Genomic DNA, 19,944 nt, shown 5'->3' with positions numbered 1-19,944 from the left:
CCCCGGGCGCCACCCGCGCGTCCCATGCGCAGGCGTACGCGGGCCAGGCGGCGCGCGGTCGTGAAATAATCGCGGACCCCCCACCGCATCAGGCCCTGCCGCTCATGACCCAGAAGACCATCCTCAACGACGCCCACCGCGCGCTCGGCGCCAAGATGGTCGACTTCGGCGGCTGGGACATGCCGATCAGCTACGGCTCGCAGATCGAGGAGCACCACCAGGTGCGCCGCGACGCGGGCATGTTCGACGTCAGCCACATGACCGTGGTCGACCTCACCGGCGCGCGCGTGCGCGAGTTCCTGCGCCACCTGGTCGCCAACTCGGTCGACAAGCTGACCAAGCCCGGCAAGGCGCTGTACACCTGCATGCTCAATCCGCAAGGCGGCGTGATCGACGACCTGATCGTCTATTTCCTGTCCGAACAGCGCTTCCGCCTGGTGGTCAACGCCGCCACCCGCGCCAAGGACCTGGCCTGGATCGGCGAGCAGGCGCGCGCCTTCGACGTGCAGGTGAGCGAGCGCCCCGAACTGTCGATCGTCGCCGTGCAGGGCCCCAACGCGCGCGAGAAGGTGCTGGGCCTGCTGCGCGAGGAAGACCGCGCCCGCATCGGCAAGCTCGGCAAGTTCGTCGCCGGCGAGGCCCAGGCCGCCGACGGCACCGAACTGTTCGTGGCCCGCACCGGCTACACCGGCGAAGACGGTTTCGAAGTGCTGGTGCCCGAGAGCGCCGCAGTGGCGCTGTGGAATGCGCTGCTGGACGCGGGCGTGAAGCCGGCCGGTCTGGGCGCGCGCGACACGCTGCGCCTGGAAGCGGGCATGAACCTCTACGGTCAGGACATGGACGACGGCGTCAGCCCCTATGAGGCCGCGCTGGCCTGGACGGTCGCCCTGGACGAGGGCCGGGATTTCATCGGCCGCGCCGCGCTGGAACAGCAGAAGGCCGCCGGTGCGCCGCGCCAGATGATCGCCCTGGTGATGGACGAGAAGGGCGTGCTGCGCCACGGCCAGAAGGTGCTGACCGCCAACGGCGACGGCGAGATCCTGTCGGGCACGTTCTCGCCGACCCTGGGCAAGGCGATCGCGTTCGCACGCGTGCCGGCCGGTCAGCCGGGCGACGTGCGCGTGGACATCCGCGGCAAGGAAGTGCCGGTGCGCGTGGTCAAGTTCCCGTTCGTGCGCGACGGCCAGCCGCAGGACGGCGTGCTGGGCTGAGCCGCCGCCATGGCCGCGCGCGTTGATTACTACTTCAGCCTGATCTCGCCCTACGCCTACCTGGGCCACGCCACGTTCCTGGACGCGGTGCGCGAGGCCGGCGCCGAGGTGGTCTACCGGCCGGTGCGCATCTTCGATCTGTTCGCGGCCAACGGCGGCGTGCCGCTGGGCCAGCGCGCGCCAGCGCGCCAGCGCTACCGGCTGGTCGAGCTGCAGCGTTGGCGCGCGCGCCGCGGCCTGCCCTTGAACCTGGCGCCCAGGTTCTTTCCCACCGATCCGAGCTTGGCCGACCGCTGCGCGCTGGCGATCGCCGCCGCGGGCGGCGATCCGTCGGCCTACATGGACGCCGCGTTCCGCGCGCTATGGGTACACGATCACGATCTGGGCGACCTGATGCGGGTCGCGGACTTGCTCGAGCGTCACGGTTTCGACCCGGCGCAGGTCGTGGCCGCGGCCGATGCGGAAGAAACGGTCGCGGCCTACCAGCGCAATACCGAAGCGGCCATCGCCGCCGACCTGCCGGGGCTGCCGGGCTACGTGCTCGACGGCGAACCGTTCTGGGGTCAGGATCGCGTCGAGGAGTTGCGCGAGGCGCTGCTCAGCGGCCGTCCGCCCTATCTTCACGACGGCGGTCGCGACTGACCGCCACACTCTCTCGCATGTTGCCGCGACGCCGTTAAACTAGGCGCCGTCTCCCCCACAGCCGCCCCCGCAGAGTTCGAGGCCAGCCATGAGTGAAATTCCCGGCGATCTGAAGTTCATGAAGTCCCACGAGTGGGCCCGCGTCGAAGGCGACGGCAAAGTCACCGTCGGCATCTCCGACCACGCCCAGGGCCTGCTAGGCGACCTGGTCTACGTCGAGCTGCCGAACATCGGCGACCGCGTCGAAGCCGGCACCGCCTGCGCGGTGGTCGAGTCGGTGAAGGCCGCCTCGGACGTGTACGCCCCGGTCAGCGGCACCGTCACCGCGGTCAACGCCGCGCTCAGCGACAAGCCCGAGACCATCAACGAAGACGCCTACGGCGAAGGCTGGATCTTCACCGTCGAGATCGACGAGCCCGACCAGCTCAACGAGCTGCTGGCGCCGGACGACTACGCCGAACTGCTGGAAGACGACGACCACTAAGGCGTCTCGCGGACTGCGGTCCGCGCAATGCCAGGCCGGACCCAGGTCCGGCCGCACGCAACGGCCGCTGATGCGGCCGTTCGCGTTTTTGCGGCGCGGTCAGCGCCCTCATGCCCGCTCCGACGCCCGACGGCGCCACGGCAGCGAGGCCGAACGATCCTGCCGATCCGTGCACGGTCGGCTGCCGCGATCGATGGCGAGTCCGGCCTGCGCCTGCCGGTTCGCGCGGGCGAATCGCGGCCGCCGCGCCGAGCCGTCGGGCGTCGGCCCCGTTCGCTCCACCGCCGCGCCGCCATCCCGTCGCGCTTGCCGGCACCGGCGCCGGCCTCCGCAAGGATGCGCGCGCAGTCTCGGCTTCTCTGCCTCGGCCGAGCGCCCGGCGCGCTGCGTCGCCGGTTCGGCGCCGACGTCGGCGAGCGGCGTCCGCTTCCCGCGCGCGCCGCTTCACCCGTCGCTCACGCCGCCGTGCCGTCTTCGACGGCGGTCGCGCGCGCACGTCGCGGTCGAGCGGCGTTGCCGTCGGCGCCGCCGCGGCATCGGCAAAAGCGCTGGATTTCAGCGGTGCCGCGCATGCCTGCGGTGTCGGTGGCGACGCTCGCAGCGGCTCGCCGACGCGCCGCGCGGCGACGCGCCGACGGCGTGCGCGAGACCTGCGTCGAGCGCGATCGCGGTCGCCGACGGTCGCCGGCTACCGGTCGCGGCGGCGGAAAAAGTTCGCGCACTTTCGCGCAAATCGGCTTGTGCGGCGCGAAAAGCGGCGCCTTCGCGCGCCCATTCCGACGAACGCGAAATCGCCTCCCTAGCGCCCTTCGCGGGCATCCGCGGCGGTGCGTGCGCGCACATGCGTTTTCGTTCGTTGCGCGATCGCGTGCGAACGAAAGCGCTTAAAACAAGTTGTTTTTTTCATGCGCGCGAAAACGCGCGCGCGTTCGAGCTCGCGTCGCGCGTCGTCGGCGAGCGTCGGCGACGCGCGCTCCGGACTCGGGTGGCGGAGGCCGGGGACGAAAAAAAATCGCCGGAGTTGTTGACAGTGCGAAAAAGCGTGATTAGGTTTCGCCCAGCAGACGTTTCCTGCGGAAGAGAGTGAGTACAACGACAGCGACAACGCGCGGCAAAAAACGAACCTCCGCCCGGACCGACAAACCGGTGGACGCTGGATTCGCTTCCCTCGCGAAAACGCAATCGTTCCTCTTCGGTCCGCAGGCGCCGCGCCCTATCCAACCCGGTCCGCTCCGTGCGGGTCGGGTTTTTGTTTGGCCGCCGCAAGCGGCCGGGTACGTACCCCATTGCGGGGAACGTGCCGCTGAATCCGTTACGGCGCGCCTGGCGCGTCGGCGGCTGCTCGCGGGTCCGACTCCCGCGGCTATGGTTCAACTGGGCTTTAAAACCGCAACACCCCTGATCGATCGCTGATCAAAACCACTGACGAGGAGCCATCACATGGCCACGAAGAAAGCTGCGAAGAAGAAGCCCGCCGCCAAGAAGGCTGCGAAGAAGGTCGCTAAGAAGCCGGCCGCCAAGAAGGCCACCAAGAAGGTAGCCAAGAAGGCTGCCAAGAAGGTCGCCAAGAAGCCGGCGAAGAAGGCCGCCAAGAAGGTCGCCCGCAAGCCCGCTAAGAAGGCTGCGAAGAAGACCGCCAAGAAGGCTGCCAAGAAGGTCGCCAAGAAGCCTGCTAAGAAGGCTGCCAAGAAGGTCGCCAAGAAGCCTGCTAAGAAGGCCGCGAAGAAGGCCGCTAAGAAGGCTGCGAAGAAGCCTGCCAAGAAGGCCAAGAAGGCCTCGAAGAAGCCGGCCCGCAAGGCCAAGGCTGCTGCGGCTATGCCGGCGACCCCGGCTCCGCTCATCTAATAAAGTCCCGATCGCCGTAATACCGCTCTCTCCCCGCAGCCCAGGCGGGGGGAGAGTTTTTTTTGGGGGGCCCGGAAAACCGCGCGGCCGGTCGGGGCGCTAGCCTCCGCGGCGTCAGCCGATCGCGAGCGCCGCTTTCCGACAAAAGCCACGCAGGCCCCTTGTAGGAGCGGCGCAAGCCGCGACCGCGCATCCCATCTACGGCGAAAGCAGCGCCAGCCTCCGTAGGAGCGGCGCAAGCCGCGACCGCGAATCCTCAGCTACGGCACCAGGTCCGCTAAGGGATCAAAAAGCAATCGCGCTCCGCGCTCACCCCCTCACCCTAGCCCTCTCCCGCAAGCGAGAGAGGGAACGCATTCGACGCCGCCGTGCTTTCGAGCCCCTCTCCGGCTTGCGGGGTGAGGGGCAGCGCTTGCGAGCCACCGGCTCGCGCTGCACCGAACGCCCGACCGCTGTGCGGTCGGGCCGGGGTGCGGGTTGGGGTGAGGGCCGCGGGGCCGCAAATCGCGGCGAGAGTCTTTCGCGAAGCCCTAGGCTCGAACGACACAGGTCGTTACCCAGCCCCATCGCCCCGCAAGGCGAGGCAATGCTCAAACAACCAACGGAACCCTCAGCTCAGCGCGGCGCAGCCGTCGCCGTGCTCGCCTCGCTGCCGGGCGGCGCGGGCGTCGGACGCCCTGCATCCACGTACAAGGTCGGATCGTCGAAGTCGACATCGAGCCAGCGCTCGGCGGGCATGCCGATGGCGCGGTCGAGAATGGTCGGCAGCAGGCCAGAGGGCAGGGCGCTTTCGCTGTTCCAGAGCACGGCGATGCCCAGGTCGCGTTCGGGCAGCAGCGCGACCAGGCCGCGGTAGCCTTGCACGGCGCCGCCATGGAACACCAGGCGGTGGCCGGCGTAGTCGTACACGCGCCAGCCCAAGGCATAGCCGGCCGAACTCACGCGCGAGCGGCGCCAGGGCGAGCCGCGGGTTTCGCCAGGCGTGTCCACCAGCGGCTGGTGCAGCGTGGCCAGCAGCGGCGCGGGCAGAACGTCGGGGCGGTGGCCGGTCTGCGCGAGCAGCCACTGCGCCATGTCGCTGGCGCTGGCGTTGACGCCGGCGGCCGGCGGCAACTGGTAGTAGGTGGGCTTGGGCGTCACCGACACCCAGCCGCCGCGCGCGCGCACGTGCGGCTTGGCCCAGCGCGCGCTGGCGGTGATGCCTTCCAGGCCCAGGCTGGCGTCGTTCATGCCCAGCGGCTTGAACAGACGGCGTTGCACTTCCTGGCTGTAGAAGTCGCCGGTGGCGGCGAAGACCACGTCGCCGATCAGGCTGAAGGCGATGTTCTGGTAGCCGTAGCAGGTGCCGGGCTGGCAGTTCATCGGCGCGTACGCCAGCTTCTGGGTGAGTACGCGGTAGTCGGCGTAGTTCTCCAGATCGCGGTCGTAGGTGTTGTGGGTCAGGCCGACGCGGTGGCTGAGCAGGTCGGCCACGGTGATCTGCTGCGCGGCGTAGGGATCGACCAGCTGGAAGCCGGGCATGTAGTCGACCAGCTTGCTGTCCCAACGCAGGGTGCCGTCGTTGACCAGCACGCCGGCCATGGTCGCGGCCACGCCCTTGGACAGCGAGGCCAGTCGGAACACGGTGTGGCCGTCGACGGGTTCGGCGGCCTTGACGTCGGTGATGCCGTAACCGCGCGCGCTGAGGATGCGGCCGTCGTGCACGATCGCCATGGCCAGGCCGGGCACGCGCTGGTTGGCGACGAGTTGCTGCGCCATCGCTTCGAACTGCTGCACGTCGAAGCCTGCGGCCAGCGGCAGGGTGTCGTTGCGCGCGGCGCTGTAGCCGGACACCGGTTGCGGCAAGGTCTGCGCGGAACTAGCGGCGTTCGCGGAGGGCTGCGCGCCGTTCCAACGCAGCGACGTTTGCGCGGCCGAGCCCAGGGTCAGCGTCAACAAGCCGGCGAGGCTCGCCGCCCGCCAGTAAACGCGTCGCGACCTCGGGTTCGGCTCGTCTTTCATAGGTCGCAGCGCCTGCGTATGCTGAGGTTGCGCCCGATAATAGCGCCGATCTCAGGGGATTGGGGAGCAATCATGTTCAGCATTCTGATTTTGTTGGCTTTAGTGGTCATCGTCGCAATTTGGGCGGTGGGCATCTACAACGGCCTGGTGACCGCGCGTAACGCCTACAAAAACGCCTTCGCTCAGATCGACGTGCAGCTGCAGCGCCGCTTCGACCTGATCCCCAATCTGGTGGAGACGGTGAAGGGCTATCTGGCGCATGAACGCGAGACCCTGGAAGCGGTGATCGCCGCGCGCGGCGCGGCCGTATCGGGCCTGGCCGCGGCCAAGGCCAACCCCGGCGATCCGGCGGCGATGGAACAACTGGCCGCGAGCCAGGGCCAGCTGAATGGGGCGCTGGGGCGCTTGCTGGCGGTGTCGGAGGCCTATCCCGATCTCAAGGCCAACCAGAACATGATGCAGCTCACCGAGGAGCTGACCAGCACCGAGAACAAGGTCGCGTTCGCGCGCCAGGCCTACAACGACTCGGTCATGGCCTACAACAACAAGCGCGAAGTGTTCCCCTCCAGCGTGGTCGCGGGCATGTTCGATTTCGCCGCTGCGGCGCTGCTGGATATTCCGGCCGACCGCGCGCAGGTGCGCGAGGCGCCGAAGGTGCAGTTCTAGCAGGCCCGGGCGCTCGGAAAAGCGAGCTATGCCTGCTTGGCTTTTGCTCGCCATCCCCGCGGAGGCGGGGATCCAGAGACTTCAGCGTCATGCCGCGATAACGCCCAGGATTGCCGCGTTCGCGGGAATGACGGATCGAAACAGCGCCGACTGCCATAGCCGCTCCCCACGAATCCAGCCTCTATGAACTTCTTCGAACGTCAGGCCCAGGCGCGCCGCACCTCGACCCGGCTGGTGCTGCTGTTCGTGCTGGCCGTGGCCGCCATCGTGCTGGCGGTGGACCTGGCGGTGCTGGTGTTCGCCGGTCCGCATCCGGGCCTGCTCGCGCTGGCGACGCTGGGCACCTTGGCGGTGATCGGTTTGGGCTCGCTGTTCCGCATCGCCAGCTTGCGCGGCGGCGGCGAATCCGTGGCCCAGTCGCTGGGCGGCGTGCCGGTGCCCGAAGACACCGCCGACCCCAGCCTGCGCCGGCTGCGCAACGTGGTCGAGGAGATCGCGATCGCCTCCGGCGTGCCGGTGCCCAAGCTGTACGTGCTCGAGCACGAGGCCGGCATCAATGCCTTCGCCGCTGGCTATTCGACCTCCGACGCGGCGGTGGCGGTGACCCGCGGCGCGCTGGACCGGCTCAACCGCGACGAACTGCAGGGCGTGATCGCGCACGAGTTCAGCCACATCCTCAACGGCGACATGCGTCTGAACATCCGCCTGATCGGCGTGCTGTTCGGGATCCTGATGCTGGCCATCATCGGCCGCAAGATCCTGGAGGGCGGACGCGGCGGCGGACGCCTGGGCCGTAGCGTGAGCGTGATCCTGGTCGCGGCGCTGCTGGCAATGCTGGTGGGCTACGTGGGCCTGTTCTTCGGCCGCATGATCAAGGCCAGCGTGAGCCGCACGCGCGAGCGCCTGGCCGATGCCTCGGCGGTGCAGTTCACCCGCCAGACCGCGGGCCTGGCCGGCGCGCTGAAGAAGATCGGCGGCCTGCACGAAGGCGCCAAGCTCAACGACCGCGCCGACGCCGAGGAAATCAGCCACATGCTGTTCGGCGACGGCGTGGGCGTCAACGGTTGGTTCGCTACGCACCCGCCGCTGCTCGAGCGCATCCGCGCGCTGGAGCCTTCGTTCCGTGCCGATCAGCTGGAGCAGCTGTCGCGGCGCTGGGCGCAGGAACCGCCGCAAGGCTTGCAGGAGGACCGGATGCTGGGCCTGGCGGCGGTGCCGCCTCCGCTGCCGCCGGCCGACAGCGTGCACGCGCTGACCCCGCCGATGGTGGCCGCGCAGGTGGCCCAGCCCGGTGCCGACGACTACCGCCGCGCCGACAGCATCGTGAGCACCTTGCCCGACGAACTGCGCGCGCTGGCCAAGCAGCGCGAGGCGGTGCTGCCGCTGTTGCTGGCGCTGCTGCTGGACGAAGACGCCGCGGTGGCCGCGCGTCAGCGCTACGAAATCGCCGCGCGCCTGGGCCAGGATCTGGCCGAGCAGGCGGTGCAGTTGCGCGCCGGAGCGCTGGCCGGCCTGCACCCGATGCTGCGCCTGCCGCTGGCCGCGCTGGCGTTCCCGGTGCTGCGCCTGCGTCCGCGCCCGCAACTGGAGTCCTTCACCGACGCGGTGCAAGCGGCGGTCAACGCCGACGGACGGGTGTCGCTGTTCGAGTACTGCCTGGCGCGCCTGCTGACGGTGCAGGTCACCGAGTCGTTGGACCCGTCTCGGCACGCGCGCTTCGGCCGGCGCAAGCCGGCGGCGGTGGCGGCGGAACTGGCCACGCTGCTGGCGGTGGTTGCGCAGGCCGGGCATGCCGATACCGCGGCGGCTCAGCGCGCGTACTTGGCGGGCCTGCAGCGCGTGCTGCCCAACGAGCATCGGCCGTATGCGCCGCCGGCGAACGGGGTGTTGGCGCTGGACGGGGTATGGGAGGCGCTGGACGCGTTAGATCCCTTGGCCAAGCAGGCGCTGGTCGAGGGGGTGACGGCGGCGGTCAGTCACGACGGCCGCATCGCGGTGGCCGAAGCGGAGCTGTTGCGCACGATCTGCGCGGTGCTGCATTGCCCGCTGCCGCCGATGCTGGCCAAGGCCTGACGCCCACCTCCACAGCGCCCGCCTTGGGGTAGGAGCGGCGTAAGCCGCGACCGCGACCTCTCATCTGCGACGAACGCCGTGCCTACCTCTGTAGGAGCTGCGCAAGCTGCGACCGCGAACCCGCAACTACGACGAACGCTGCGGTCTCTGCGGGATGTGCTTTCTGTAGGAGCGGCGTGAGCCGCGATCAGCTCCGAACTCGCGAAGGTGTTTGGGTGTGTTGGTCGAAGCAACAGCAACAACTTCCGTCCGCAAGCGGCCGGGTCACTTTCTTTTGATAAGCGTCAAAAGAAAGTCACCAAAGAAAAACGCTTCGCCAGAGCTCCCTTGCGAGATCGGAGTAGGCGCGGGGATTTTTCGATGGCACATCCCTGTGCCAGCGAAAAACGGCGCACCTCCTGTGCGCCGCCCTTCGGGTCTTCGTTTGGGGCTGCGAGTTTGGGGCCCGAGCGAGGGTCAAGAGCATTCGCTGCGCTCACCCCCTCACCCTAACCCTCTCCCGCGAGCGGGAGAGGGGATGCATCCGACGCCGCTTTGCTTTAGGCCCTCTCCCGCTTGCGGGAGAGGGGTTGGGGTGAGGGCGCGCGCCACCGCAACAACCTGCGCACTGCGTCGTCCCTATTGCGCCGCACCATCTGCTAGCGTGCTTGCGCGCACGCATGCGGAGGCCGCCGCTGCCTCCCGCAGTCGCTCGCTTTCGATCGCATGGAACGGCGAGCGCTTACGTTGCCCCAAAGGGACGAATCAGCGGCTTTCAACGGAGGAAACCGCAATGAAGCGATGGGCTGCAAAAGGCGCTGTATTCGCTGTTCTGCTCGGAGCCATGGGCGTGCTGACCGCTCCGGTCGCCGCCGAGCCGACGTATGCCTGCACGGCGGAAACCGAGGGGCATATGTTCCTGGTGGCTTACGACCATCCGGTCGATCCGGGCTACTACTACCAGTGCCGAGGCGGCGCCTGGCGTCTGGTCGGCATCTGCACGCCGGGTGCGGGCTGCCCGCCGGTGCCGGATCCGGAAGGGCCGATCGTCGAGATGTAAGCCGCGACGCGACCGCGAAGCGGCGGCCCCGAACGGCCGGCCGCTTCGCCTTGCGCTACGGGGTCAGGCGCGTCCGCGGATCAGGTCCGCGGCGCGCTCGGCGATCATCATGGTGGGGGCGTTGGTGTTGCCGCCGATCAGGGTGGGCATGACCGAGGCGTCGACCACGCGCAGGCCTTCGACGCCGCGCACGCGCAGTTGCGGGTCCACCACCGAGTCCGCGTCGCTGCCCATGCGGCAGGTGCCGATCGGGTGGTAGACGGTTTCGGCCTTTTCGCGGATGAATTCGATCAGTTCGGCGTCGCTGTAGTCGTTGCGCGTCGGGAAGATCGGCGCGCCGCGGTAGGGGTCGAAGGCCTTCTGCGCGAACAGCTCGCGCGAGAGCTTGGCGCACTCCAGCATCATCTTCAGGTCGAAGCCTTCCGGGTCGCTGAGGTAGCGCGCCTCGATGCGCGCCTTGTCGCCGGCGTTGGCGCTGGCCAGGGCGATGCGGCCGCGGCTGCGCGGGCGCAGGAAGCAGGCGTGCAGGGTGTAGCCGTCGCCGGGAAGGCGGTGGCGGCCGTGATCGTCCAGCATGCCCGGGACGAAGTGCAGCTGGATGTCGGCGCGATCGTCCGGGGCTAGCGCCGATCGTACGAAGGCGCCGGCCTCGGCGATGTTGCTGCTGCCCGGGCCGCTATGGCCGCGCAGGTAGTAGTCGAAGGCGATGCGCAGGTCGCTGACCCGGTCGTAGGTCACGCGCTGGGTGCTGTGCTGCAGGGTGCAGATGTCCAGGTGGTCCTGCAGGTTCTCGCCGACCTGCGGCAGGTCCACGCGCACCTCGATGCCGTGCTGGCGCAGCTGCGCGGCCGGGCCGATGCCCGACAGCATCAGCAGCTGCGGCGAGTTGATCGCACCGCCGCTGAGCAGCACCTCGCGCCCGGCTTGCTGGTGGTAGGCGCGGCCGCGCGCGCTGTAGACCACGCCGGTCGCGCGGCCGTGCTCCAGGGTGATGCGGTTGACCTGGGCGCCGGTGACGATGGTCAGGTTGTGGCGTTCGCGCGCCGGGTCCAGGTAGGCCACGGCGCTGGAGCAGCGCGCGCCGTTCTTCTGGGTGACCTGGTAGTAGCCGAAACCCTGCTGGCTGGCGCCGTTGAAATCGCGGGTCACCGCGTAGCCGGCTTCGCGGCCGGCGTCGATGAACACCTGCGACAGCGGGTTGGTGTAGCGCAGGTCCGACACGTACAGCGGGCCGTTGGCGCCGTGCAGGGCGTCGTCGCCGCGGCCGTTGCGCTCGGAGCGCCTGAAGTAGGGCAGCACCGTCTTCCAGTCCCAGCCGTCGGCGCCCAAGGCGGCCCAGTCGTCGTAGTCGCCGGGCACGCCGCGGATGTAGCACATGGCGTTGATCGAGCTGGAGCCGCCCAGCACCTTGCCGCGCGGCCACCACAGGGTGCGGCCGTTGAGCTGGGCTTCGGGGGCGGTGTTGTAGTCCCAGTTCACGCCCTTCTTGCCGACCAGCTTGGACAGTCCGGCGGGCATGTGGATGAAGGGGTGGCGGTCGCGCGGCCCGGCTTCCAGCAGCAACACCTTGGTGTCCGGGTCTTCGCTGAGGCGGTTGGCGAGCACGCAGCCGGCCGAGCCGGCACCGATGATGATGTAGTCGTACACGCCCACGCCCTATCTATGACGGGCCGACCCTAAGCCTGCCGATTAGAGCAAATGCTCCCAACAACCCGCGGTGGCGGGCCGCGGCGGCTTGGGCTAACGTGCCGGCCAGCACGTGCCGGCCAGCGCGCACGGGAGCCCGACATGAGCCGCCAGCCGCGTCACCCGTCGATCGCCGCTGTGCGCACGCAGGCGCGCGGCCATGGCTGAGGGCGCGCCCGCCGCCGGCCAGTGGGGCCGTTTCCGCGCCGCCCTGGCCGAATCGCCGCCGCTGTGGTGGTCGCTGCTGTACTTCTTCAGCCTGCTCTGCGGCTACTACGTGCTGCGCCCGGTGCGCGACGCGATGGGCGCCTCGGGCGACATCGAGACCGTGTTCCCGCCGGGGCTGATCGCCTGGGCCCAGGGCTACGGTTTCTCGCTGAAGGAGTTCACCCTGCAGGTGCTGTTCACCTGCACCTTCGTGATCATGGTGGCGCTGCAGCCGGTGTACGGCGCGCTGGTCTCGCGCTTTCCGCGCCGGGTGTTCCTGCCGGCGGTGTACCTGATCTTCATCGCCTGCCTGATCGGCTTCTACTGGGCCTTCCACCGCGAGCTGCCCGGCCGCGGCGCGCTGTTCTTCGTCTGGACCGCGGTGTTCAACCTGTTCGCGGTGACGGTGTTCTGGAGCTTCATGGCCGACGTGTTCGACAACGAACACGCCAAGCGCTTGTACGGCTACATAGGCGCCGGCGGCACGGTGGGCGCGCTGCTGGGGCCGGTGATCACCGGCTCGCTGGTGGGGCGGCTGGGCGTGGCCAATCTGCTGCTGGTCTCGGCCGGCTTCCTGTGCGTGTGCCTGCTGTGCATCCTCAAGCTGCGGGTGTGGGCGATGCGGCGCGAGCGCGCCAGCGGCAGCGTCAACGGCGAGCTGGCGATGGGCGGTTCGATCGTCGCCGGGCTCAAGCTGGTCTGGCAGGTGCCGCTGCTGCGCGCGCTGGCGATCGTGATGTTCTTCGGCGTGGGTGTGGGCACGCTGCTGTACAACGAGCAGGCCGCGATCGTGAAGGCGCTGTACCCCAGCGCGAAGGACGCCACGCGCTACTACTCGGCCATCGACGGCGCGGTGAACCTGACCACCATCGTCGTCCAACTGTTCGTGACCCGCTACCTGCTGCGCCGCTGGGGCGTGGCGCCGGCGTTGCTGGTGCCGGCGCTGGCGATCCTGTTCGGCTACACCCTGCTGGCGATGTCGCCGCTGCCCTTGCTGGTGGCGATCGTGCAGGTGGCCACGCGCGCGGGCGAGTTCTCGCTGGCCAAGCCCGGCCGCGAAACCCTGTACACGCGGGTCGACCGCGAGTCGCGCTACAAGGCCAAGGCGGTGGTCGACACCGTGGTCTACCGCGGCAGCGACCTGACCTTCGTCTGGTTGCACAAGGCGCTGACCCTGCTGGGCACGCGCATGGTGTTCGTGGTCGGGATCGGGGTGGCGCTGGGCATGACCTTCGGCGCATGGCGGGTGGTCCGGGCGCAGCGCACGCTGCCAGCCGACCCCGTCACGCCCGGACCCGACCGATGACCGACCGCCGCGAATTCCTCGCCGCCGGCCTTGCCGGCGCCAGCCTGCTGGCCCTGCCCGCGTTCGCCACCGCCAAGCCGCGGTCCAAGCCCAAGCCGATGAAGATCCTGGTCATGGGCGGCACCGGTTTCCTGGGCCCCCATTTCGTCGAGGCCGCGCGCAAGGCCGGACATACCCTGACCTTGTTCAACCGCGGCAAGACCAACCCGGATCGCTTTTCGGGCGAGGACTACAGCGACGTCGAGCAACTGCACGGCGACCGCAAGACCGACATGAAGGCGCTGGAAGGCGAGCGCCGCTGGGACGCGGTGCTGGACACCTCGGCCTACCTGCCCGCCGACGTGACCCGCTCGACCCAGTTGCTGGGCGCGCGCGTGGGCCAGTACCTGCTGGTGTCGACGATTTCCGTCTACGCCAAGACCGACACGCCGAACCAGGACGAAACCGCGCCGCTGGCGCAGCTGGCCGACCCCAACGTCACCCAGATCACCGGCGAGACCTACGGCGGCCTCAAGGCGCTGTGCGAACGCGCCGCCGAAAAGGAAATGCCGGGCAAGGTGACCGTGGTGCGTCCGGGCCTGATCGTCGGCCCCGGCGACACCACCGACCGTTTTACCTATTGGCCGGCGCGCGCCGACCGCGGCGGCGAAATCCTCGCGCCGGGCAGCGCGCAGGACCCGACCCAGTTCATCGACGTGCGCGACCTGGCCGCGTTCCTGCTGCTGTGCCTGGAGCGGCGCACGCTGGGCACGTACAACGCCGATGCGCCGGCCGGCAAGCTGAGCATGGGCGAGGTGCTGAGCGCCTGCCAGCAGGTCGCCGGCGAACTCAAGGCGCCCGCCTCCACCCTGACCTGGGTGCCGGCTGCGTTCCTGGAGGCGCATAAGGTCGGTCCCTGGCAGGACATGCCGGCGTGGATCCCGGCGCAGGGCGAGTACGCCGGTTTCGGCCGCATCAGCAGCGCCAAGGCCCAGGCCGCCGGCCTGAGTTACCGGCCGCTGCGCGAGACCGCGCGCGACACCCTGCTGTACTGGCGCGCGCTGCCGGCCGAACGCCGGGCCAAGCCCAAGGCCGGCCTGAGCGCCGCGCGCGAGGCCGAGGTGCTGGCCGCCTGGCACGCGCAGGCCAAGTCCGGCGCATGAGCGAGCCGTCGCCGCCGCGCCGTCGCCGCAAGCGGCGCTGGGCGGCGTCGATCCTGGCCGCGCTGGTGCTGGCGTTCGCGGTCTGGGGCTGCGTGATCGAGCCGGCCTCGCTGCGCGAACGCGATTACGCCTTCGGCCTGCCGAACTGGCCGCGAGACTGCGACGGCCTGCGCGTGGACCTGGTCTCGGACCTGCACGTGGGCTCGCCGCGCAACGGCCTGGACCGTTTCGACCGCCTGGTCCGGCGCCTGGCCGACAGCGACGCGCAGGCGGTGCTGATGGCCGGCGACTACGTGATCCTCAGCGTGTTCCTGGGCACCTACATTCCCGCCGACACCGTCGCCGAGCACCTCAAGCCGCTGACCGCGCGCAAGCCGGTCTACGCCGTGCTCGGCAACCACGACTGGTGGAAGGACGGCGCGCGCGTGCGCCGCGCGCTGGAGTCGGCGGGCGTGGTGGTGCTGGAAGACGAGGCGCGCGAAGTGCGACTGGGCGGCTGCCGATTGTGGATGGTCGGCATCGGCGACCTGCTGGAGGCGCCGCACGACGTGGGCAAGGCGTTTTCCGCAATAAACGATCAAGCGCCGGCGCTGGCGATCACCCACAATCCGCTGGTGTTCCGGCAGACGCCGGCGCGGGCGTCGCTGCTGGTGGCCGGGCATACCCACGGCGGCCAGATCGCGTTCCCGCTGCTGGGCCGTCCGGGTCTGTGGAAGGGCGCCGACGGCGCCTACCCGGTCGGGCATTTCGTCGAAGACGGCCGGCAGCTGTTCGTGACGCCGGGCATCGGCACCAGCATCCTGCCGATCCGTTTCGGCGTGCCGCCGGAGATTTCGCGTTTGCATCTGTGCGGGCAGGGCCGGGAGGCGGCCTGCCGCTGAGCGGGAGGGGCGCATGGCATCGGCGTGGCGGGCGGGACGGACGGCGGTGCTGCTGCTGGGCCTGACGGCTGCGGTCGCGGCCGCGGCGCCCACCAGTGAGATCGACATCGAGGAACGCAGCGTGAGCTACCGCGTGTTCGGCCGCAGCGCGCCGGAGCTGGCCGAGCAGATGCGCCAGTACGGCCCGCAGCACGGCTACGGCAGCCGACGCCTGGCCGGCAGCACGCAATGGCACGTGACCTGGACCTACCGCTCCGAGCAGCGGCGCGGGCGCTGCGTGCTGGAGCACGTGAGCGTGAGCGCGGACATCGTGACCACGTTGCCGGAATGGAGCGGGGCACGCGTGGACAGCAAGCTCGCGCGCGAGTGGCGGCGTTTCATGGCCGGCCTGCGCGCGCACGAAGCCGGCCACGTGCGCCACGGCCGCGAGGCGGTGGCGGCGGTGCGCGATGCGATGCTGGCCGCGCCGGCGCAGACCGACTGCAAGGCCCTGCGGCGGCAGTTGGACAACGCCGCGCGCGCCCAGCTGCGGCGCTACACCGGCCTGACCCGCCGCTACGACGCCGACACCGACTATGGCCTGAGCCAGGGCGTGCAGCTGCGGCCATGAGCGCGTGCCGCGCCGCAGCGGTACGGGGACGCACTAGACTAGGGCGCATCGCCCGCCCGGAGCCCTGCGCATGCCGCCGATCGCCCTCGCCCTGATCCTGCTGGTCGCCGCCTTGCACACCGGCTTCCTGGTGCTGGAAATGTTCCTGTGGACCAAGCCCGCGGGTCTGAAGGTGTTCCGCCAGTCGCGCGAGAAGGCCGAGCAGTCCAAGGTGCTGGCCGCCAACCAGGGCCTGTACAACGGCTTTCTGGCCGCCGGCCTGGTCTGGGGCGCGTGCTGCGCGCGCGTTGACGTGGCCACCTTCTTCCTGGTCTGCGTGGTGGTGGCCGGCGCTTACGGCGCGGCCACGGTCAACCGCCGCATCTTCTTCGTCCAGGCGGTGCCGGCGCTGGCCGCGCTGGCGGCGCTGCACCTGCTGAGCTGAGCCTGCTGCGCACAGCGCTCAAGCCAACAGCGGCAACGCGAACAGCGCCGCGCCGAGCACGAACAGCGCGGTCAGCACGTGTATCAGCGGCCGGTTGATGCGCAGGAACACGAACTGCTCGACGGTGCGGCCGACCCAGAACAACGACATGCCGGCCAGCAGCGCCCGGCCCAGCGCGGTGCCCTGCAACTCGTCGGTATAGAAGAAGCACAGCGCGGCCACGCCCAGCAGCACGTAGATCAGGCGCAGATTGAGGATCTGCAGGATCGCGCGGTCGGCGACGGTGGCCGTGCGCAGGCTCTGGCGCCAGCGGAACAGCTTCCAGAACGCCATGTGGAACAGGGCGAAGGCGAGGCTGTGCAGGCCGCAGAGCCAGATCCAGGTCGAGGCGTTCATGGCGGCACTCTAGCGCTGGCGTGGGGTGGGGGCTTGTCCTGGATCGCCGTTTCGAAGGCGCCGGCGCGGCGACGCCGAACGCGGCTCAGGACTTGCGCGGCGATACCCACATGGCGATGCGCGCGCGGAACACGGTGTCGCCGGCCTCGTCCTGCACCTGTACGGTCACCGGCAAGTCGTAACCGGTGTCGGCGGCGACGATCTCGATGTCCGGCGTGGCGGTGGCGCGCTGCGTGCCCACGGCCTTCTTCAGGTATTCCACCGTCATGCCCTTGGGGATCCAGCGCATCGAAGCGGGCAGGCTGGCGTCGGTCATCACCCCGGCGCTGAGTTCGGCCAGGTTGCACAGCGCGATCGCGTGCACCGTGCCCAGGTGGTTGCTGACGCCGCGGCGGTGGCGAATGCTGGCCACGCAGCGGCCGCGTTGCAGCGATTCGAATCGCGGCGAGATCGTGGCGAAGTAGGGCGCCTTGAAACACACCGCACGGCCGAACAGCCAGCGGCCTGCGGGGTAGCGGGCGAATTTTTCGTACAGGGAGAGGATGTTGGCGCTCATGGTGGAGGTCGTAGTAGTTGTGTTCGCGGCGTGGGTCCGTTTCGTCATCCCCGTGAAGGCGGGGATCCAGGGCTCCATCGAGGCATGACTCTGAAGTCTCTGGATTCCCGCTTTCGCGGGGATGACGGCATTGGAGTGCGGGAAGTCATTGCCCCAGCCCGAAACCAAAACGGCGGACCCGAAGGCCCGCCGTTTGGAAGTTCGCGACTGGCGCCTCAGCTCAGGCCGCCGCGCGCGTGTCGCGGTGGTCGTGCAGGTTGCGGTAGCCGGCCGAGCGCAGCTCTTCGGTGTCGAAGTCGTCCACGCTGATCGCGTCGATGGTCATCTCGCGCAGTTCTTCCAGCTGCTTGCGCTCCTCGGCGGTGATCCAGCCTTCGCGCACGCCCTCTTCGAGCTGGCTGGCGAAGTTCAGCGCTTCGATGTCGCTGTTCTTCAGCGCCTTGAGGAACTTGCGCTCCACCGGCTCGGCCAGGATCACCTTCTGCAGGTAGCTGTTGATGCGGCCGGCCGGGTTGTTGGCGCAGGGCGTGGTGAACACGCCTTCGGCCAGGCGGTCGCGGGCGTCGTTGGGCGACATCAGCAGCGCCGCGGCGCGGTGGCCCAGGCGGTCGCTGGGCGCCTGCGCGCGGCGGCCCCAGGGGAAGATCAGCGCCCACAGCAGGTAGCCCACCGGACGGATCGGGAAGTTGCGCAGCGCGCCCGACAGCGCCAGTTCGATCTTGTGCACGGCGTCGTGGAAGGCCCAGGCCAGCAACGGCTGGTCGCCGACCGGACGGCCCTGGTCTTCGTAGCGCTTGAGCATGGCGCTGGCGATGTACAGCTGGCTGAGCACGTCGCCCAGGCGGCCGGACAGCGATTCCTTGAACTTGAGCTTGCCGCCCAGCAGCAGCATCGAGGTGTCCGCCATCAGCGCCAGCGTGGCCGAGTAGCGGTTGAGCTTGCGGTAGTAGCGGCGGGTGTAGGTATCGCCCGGGGCGGCGCCCAGACGCGCGCCGGTCAGGCCGTACCACCAGCTGCGCACCGCGTTGGAAATGGCGAAGCCGATATGGCCGAACAGGTTCTTGTCGAACTCGCGCAGCGCCTGCGCCTTGTCGGGCAGCATCGCCGCCTTCATTTCCTTCAGCACCCACGGATGGCAGAGGATCGCGCCCTGGCCGAAGATCATCAGCGAGCGCGTCATGATGTTGGCGCCCTCCACCGTGATCATGATCGGCACCGCCTGCCAGTTGCGGCCGGCGTAGTTCTTCGGGCCCAGGATGATGCCCTTGCCGCCGTGGATGTCCATCACGTCCTTGGCCACGTCGCGGGCCATGTCGGTGCAGTGGTACTTGGCGATGGTCGAGGGCACGGCCGGGTTCTCGCCGCGCGCGACCGCCGCGGCGGTGGCCTGCGACAGCGCGCTGACCGCGTAGGCGCGGCCGGCGATGCGCGCCAGCGCTTCCTCCACGCCCTCGAAGCGGCCGACCGACAGGCCGAACTGCTTGCGGATGCGCGCGTAGGCGCCGGTGACGATGGCGCCCATCTTGGCGCCGCCGCTGCCGGAGGAGGGCAGGGTGATGGAGCGGCCGATCGACAGGCATTCCACCAGCATCTGCCAGCCCTTGCCGGCGTAGGCTTCGCCGCCGATCAGCTGGCTCAGCGGAATGAACACTTCCTTGCCGTGGATGGGGCCGTTCTGGAAGGTGCAGTTGAGCGGGAAGTGGCGGCGGCCGACTTCGACGCCGGCGGTGTCGTGCGGCACCAGCGCCAGGGTGATGCCGATGTCGCGCTTGTCGCCGATCAGTCCGTCCGGGTCGTACATGCGGAAGGCCAGGCCGATCAGGGTCGCCACCGGCGCCAGGGTGATGTAGCGCTTGTCGAAGGTGAGCTTGACGCCGACCACGCGCGCGCCGTTCCACTCGCCCATGGTGACGATGCCGTAGTCCGGAATGGACGTGGCGTCGGAGCCGGCCCAGGGGCCGGTCAGACCGAAGCAGGGCACTTCGCGGCCGTCGGCCAGGCGCGGCAGGTAGTGGTCTTTCTGCTCCTGGGTGCCGTAGTGCATCAACAGCTCGGCCGGGCCCAGCGAGTTGGGCACGCCGACGGTGGAGCTGACCACGCTGGAGACCGAGGCCAGCTTCTGGATCACCTTGTGGTTGGCCAGCGCGCTGAAGCCCAGGCCGCCGTATTCCTTGGGAATGTTGAGACCGAAGAACTTGTTCTTCTTGATGTAGTCCCACAGCTCCGGCTGCAGGTCGGCGTAGACGTGGGTGATTTCCCAGTCGTTGGTCATCTTGCACAGCTCTTCGACCGGGCCGTCGAGGTAGGCCTGCTCCTCGGCGGTCAGTTCGGGCTTGGGCTGCGACAGCAACTGATTCCAGTCCGGCTTGCCGGAGAACAGTTCGCCCTCGAAGCCGACGGTGCCGGCCTCCAGCGCGGTGCGTTCGGTTTCCGACAGCGGCGGCAGGATCTTGGTGTAGAAGCCCAGCAGCGGCTTGGTGATCAGCGGCAGGCGGATCTGCGGGATCAGCAGCGGCACCGAGATCAGGGCGACGATGCCCGCGGCGATCAGGGTGGCGATCTGATTGGCGCCGAACAGCCAGCAGGCGACCAGGGCGGTCGCGGTCAGCGCGGCCCATACCGGCAAACGCAACCGGTGGTAGGCGGCGATGGCGCCGATGACGAGGAAAGCGAGGAAGGGAAGGACGATGCTCATGGCGACGCTCCAGCGGCGTACATCTTGTGGCTAGGCAGTGACAGGCTAGTCGGGCGCGCGTGAGGCCGGTGGAGTGCCGG

17 protein-coding genes are annotated in these 19,944 nt (G+C 69.4%); 12 read left to right on the top strand and 5 right to left on the bottom strand.

What is annotated here, in order from left to right; genetic code table 11:
• Nucleotides 1-104: 104 nt before the first annotated feature.
• The 4 genes from gcvT (at nt 105) to DX914_RS10455 (ending at nt 4,182) form a co-directional block, all read left to right on the top strand.
• Complete coding sequence (gene gcvT / locus DX914_RS10470; RefSeq protein WP_115858914.1) at nt 105-1,211, top strand: glycine cleavage system aminomethyltransferase GcvT; 1,107 nt, start codon at nt 105-107, stop codon at nt 1,209-1,211.
• 9 nt (nt 1,212-1,220) lie between these two features.
• The gene (locus tag DX914_RS10465) at nt 1,221-1,853 is read left to right on the top strand and encodes a 2-hydroxychromene-2-carboxylate isomerase (protein ID WP_115858913.1); all 633 of its coding nucleotides are present in this window, start codon (nt 1,221-1,223) and stop codon (nt 1,851-1,853) included.
• A gap of 88 nt (nt 1,854-1,941) precedes the next feature.
• Nucleotides 1,942-2,337 (top strand): glycine cleavage system protein GcvH, encoded by a 396-nt coding sequence (gcvH, locus tag DX914_RS10460; protein WP_115858912.1) that lies wholly within the window; start codon nt 1,942-1,944, stop codon nt 2,335-2,337.
• Nucleotides 2,338-3,777: 1,440 nt separating this feature from the next.
• Entirely contained in the window at nt 3,778-4,182 is a 405-nt protein-coding gene (locus DX914_RS10455; protein ID WP_115858911.1) for a histidine biosynthesis protein HisIE, read from the top strand.
• A 615-nt stretch (nt 4,183-4,797) separates the two neighbouring features.
• Here DX914_RS10455 and DX914_RS10450 read toward each other — a convergent pair.
• Nucleotides 4,798-6,183, bottom strand: a complete 1,386-nt coding sequence (locus tag DX914_RS10450) for a serine hydrolase domain-containing protein (protein WP_115858910.1) — start codon at nt 6,181-6,183, stop codon at nt 4,798-4,800.
• 72 nt (nt 6,184-6,255) lie between these two features.
• Here DX914_RS10450 and DX914_RS10445 point away from each other — a divergent pair, with 72 nt between their 5' ends.
• The 3 genes from DX914_RS10445 (at nt 6,256) to DX914_RS10435 (ending at nt 9,961) form a co-directional block, all read left to right on the top strand.
• The gene (locus tag DX914_RS10445) at nt 6,256-6,849 is read left to right on the top strand and encodes a LemA family protein (protein ID WP_115858909.1); all 594 of its coding nucleotides are present in this window, start codon (nt 6,256-6,258) and stop codon (nt 6,847-6,849) included.
• 183 nt (nt 6,850-7,032) lie between these two features.
• Nucleotides 7,033-8,922: a M48 family metallopeptidase gene (locus DX914_RS10440; protein ID WP_115858908.1), complete on the top strand. Its 1,890-nt coding sequence runs from the start codon at nt 7,033-7,035 to the stop codon at nt 8,920-8,922.
• A gap of 823 nt (nt 8,923-9,745) precedes the next feature.
• Entirely contained in the window at nt 9,746-9,961 is a 216-nt protein-coding gene (locus tag DX914_RS10435) for a hypothetical protein (RefSeq protein ID WP_115858907.1), read from the top strand.
• A gap of 63 nt (nt 9,962-10,024) precedes the next feature.
• Here the strand turns inward: DX914_RS10435 and DX914_RS10430 are convergent, their stop codons facing one another.
• Complete coding sequence (locus tag DX914_RS10430; protein ID WP_115859222.1) at nt 10,025-11,608, bottom strand: GMC family oxidoreductase; 1,584 nt, start codon at nt 11,606-11,608, stop codon at nt 10,025-10,027.
• A gap of 199 nt (nt 11,609-11,807) precedes the next feature.
• Between DX914_RS10430 and DX914_RS10425 the strand changes: the two genes are divergently transcribed.
• The 5 genes from DX914_RS10425 (at nt 11,808) to DX914_RS10405 (ending at nt 16,217) form a co-directional block, all read left to right on the top strand.
• Entirely contained in the window at nt 11,808-13,160 is a 1,353-nt protein-coding gene (locus DX914_RS10425; protein WP_115858906.1) for an NTP/NDP exchange transporter, read from the top strand.
• Nucleotides 13,157-14,302, top strand: a complete 1,146-nt coding sequence (locus DX914_RS10420; protein WP_196778861.1) for an NAD-dependent epimerase/dehydratase family protein — start codon at nt 13,157-13,159, stop codon at nt 14,300-14,302. The genes DX914_RS10425 and DX914_RS10420 overlap by 4 nt, the downstream gene beginning before the upstream one ends.
• The gene (locus tag DX914_RS10415; RefSeq protein WP_115858905.1) at nt 14,299-15,183 is read left to right on the top strand and encodes a metallophosphoesterase; all 885 of its coding nucleotides are present in this window, start codon (nt 14,299-14,301) and stop codon (nt 15,181-15,183) included. Before DX914_RS10420 ends, DX914_RS10415 begins: the two co-directional genes overlap by 4 nt.
• A 13-nt stretch (nt 15,184-15,196) precedes the next feature.
• Nucleotides 15,197-15,793 (top strand): DUF922 domain-containing protein, encoded by a 597-nt coding sequence (locus DX914_RS10410; RefSeq protein ID WP_115858904.1) that lies wholly within the window; start codon nt 15,197-15,199, stop codon nt 15,791-15,793.
• Nucleotides 15,794-15,863: 70 nt separating this feature from the next.
• A complete protein-coding gene (locus DX914_RS10405; protein ID WP_115858903.1) occupies nt 15,864-16,217 on the top strand; it encodes a DUF1304 domain-containing protein in 354 nt (117 codons plus the stop codon).
• Nucleotides 16,218-16,235: 18 nt separating this feature from the next.
• Here DX914_RS10405 and DX914_RS10400 read toward each other — a convergent pair whose 3' ends face one another.
• From DX914_RS10400 to DX914_RS10385, 3 genes are all read right to left on the bottom strand, one after another.
• The gene (locus tag DX914_RS10400) at nt 16,236-16,613 is read right to left on the bottom strand and encodes a hypothetical protein (protein ID WP_115858902.1); all 378 of its coding nucleotides are present in this window, start codon (nt 16,611-16,613) and stop codon (nt 16,236-16,238) included.
• Nucleotides 16,614-16,698: 85 nt separating this feature from the next.
• The gene (locus DX914_RS10395) at nt 16,699-17,169 is read right to left on the bottom strand and encodes a hotdog fold domain-containing protein (RefSeq protein ID WP_115858901.1); all 471 of its coding nucleotides are present in this window, start codon (nt 17,167-17,169) and stop codon (nt 16,699-16,701) included.
• Nucleotides 17,170-17,389: 220 nt separating this feature from the next.
• On the bottom strand, nt 17,390-19,864 hold the full coding sequence (locus tag DX914_RS10385; RefSeq protein WP_115858899.1) for an acyl-CoA dehydrogenase: 2,475 nt from the start codon (nt 19,862-19,864) through the stop codon (nt 17,390-17,392).
• Nucleotides 19,865-19,944: the final 80 nt, after the last annotated feature.

It is taken from the genome of Lysobacter silvisoli, from assembly GCF_003382365.1.
Lineage (GTDB): Bacteria > Pseudomonadota > Gammaproteobacteria > Xanthomonadales > Xanthomonadaceae > Lysobacter > Lysobacter silvisoli.
Note: the sequence above shows the minus strand (reverse complement) of the source record. Positions and strands in the feature narration are given on the sequence as shown.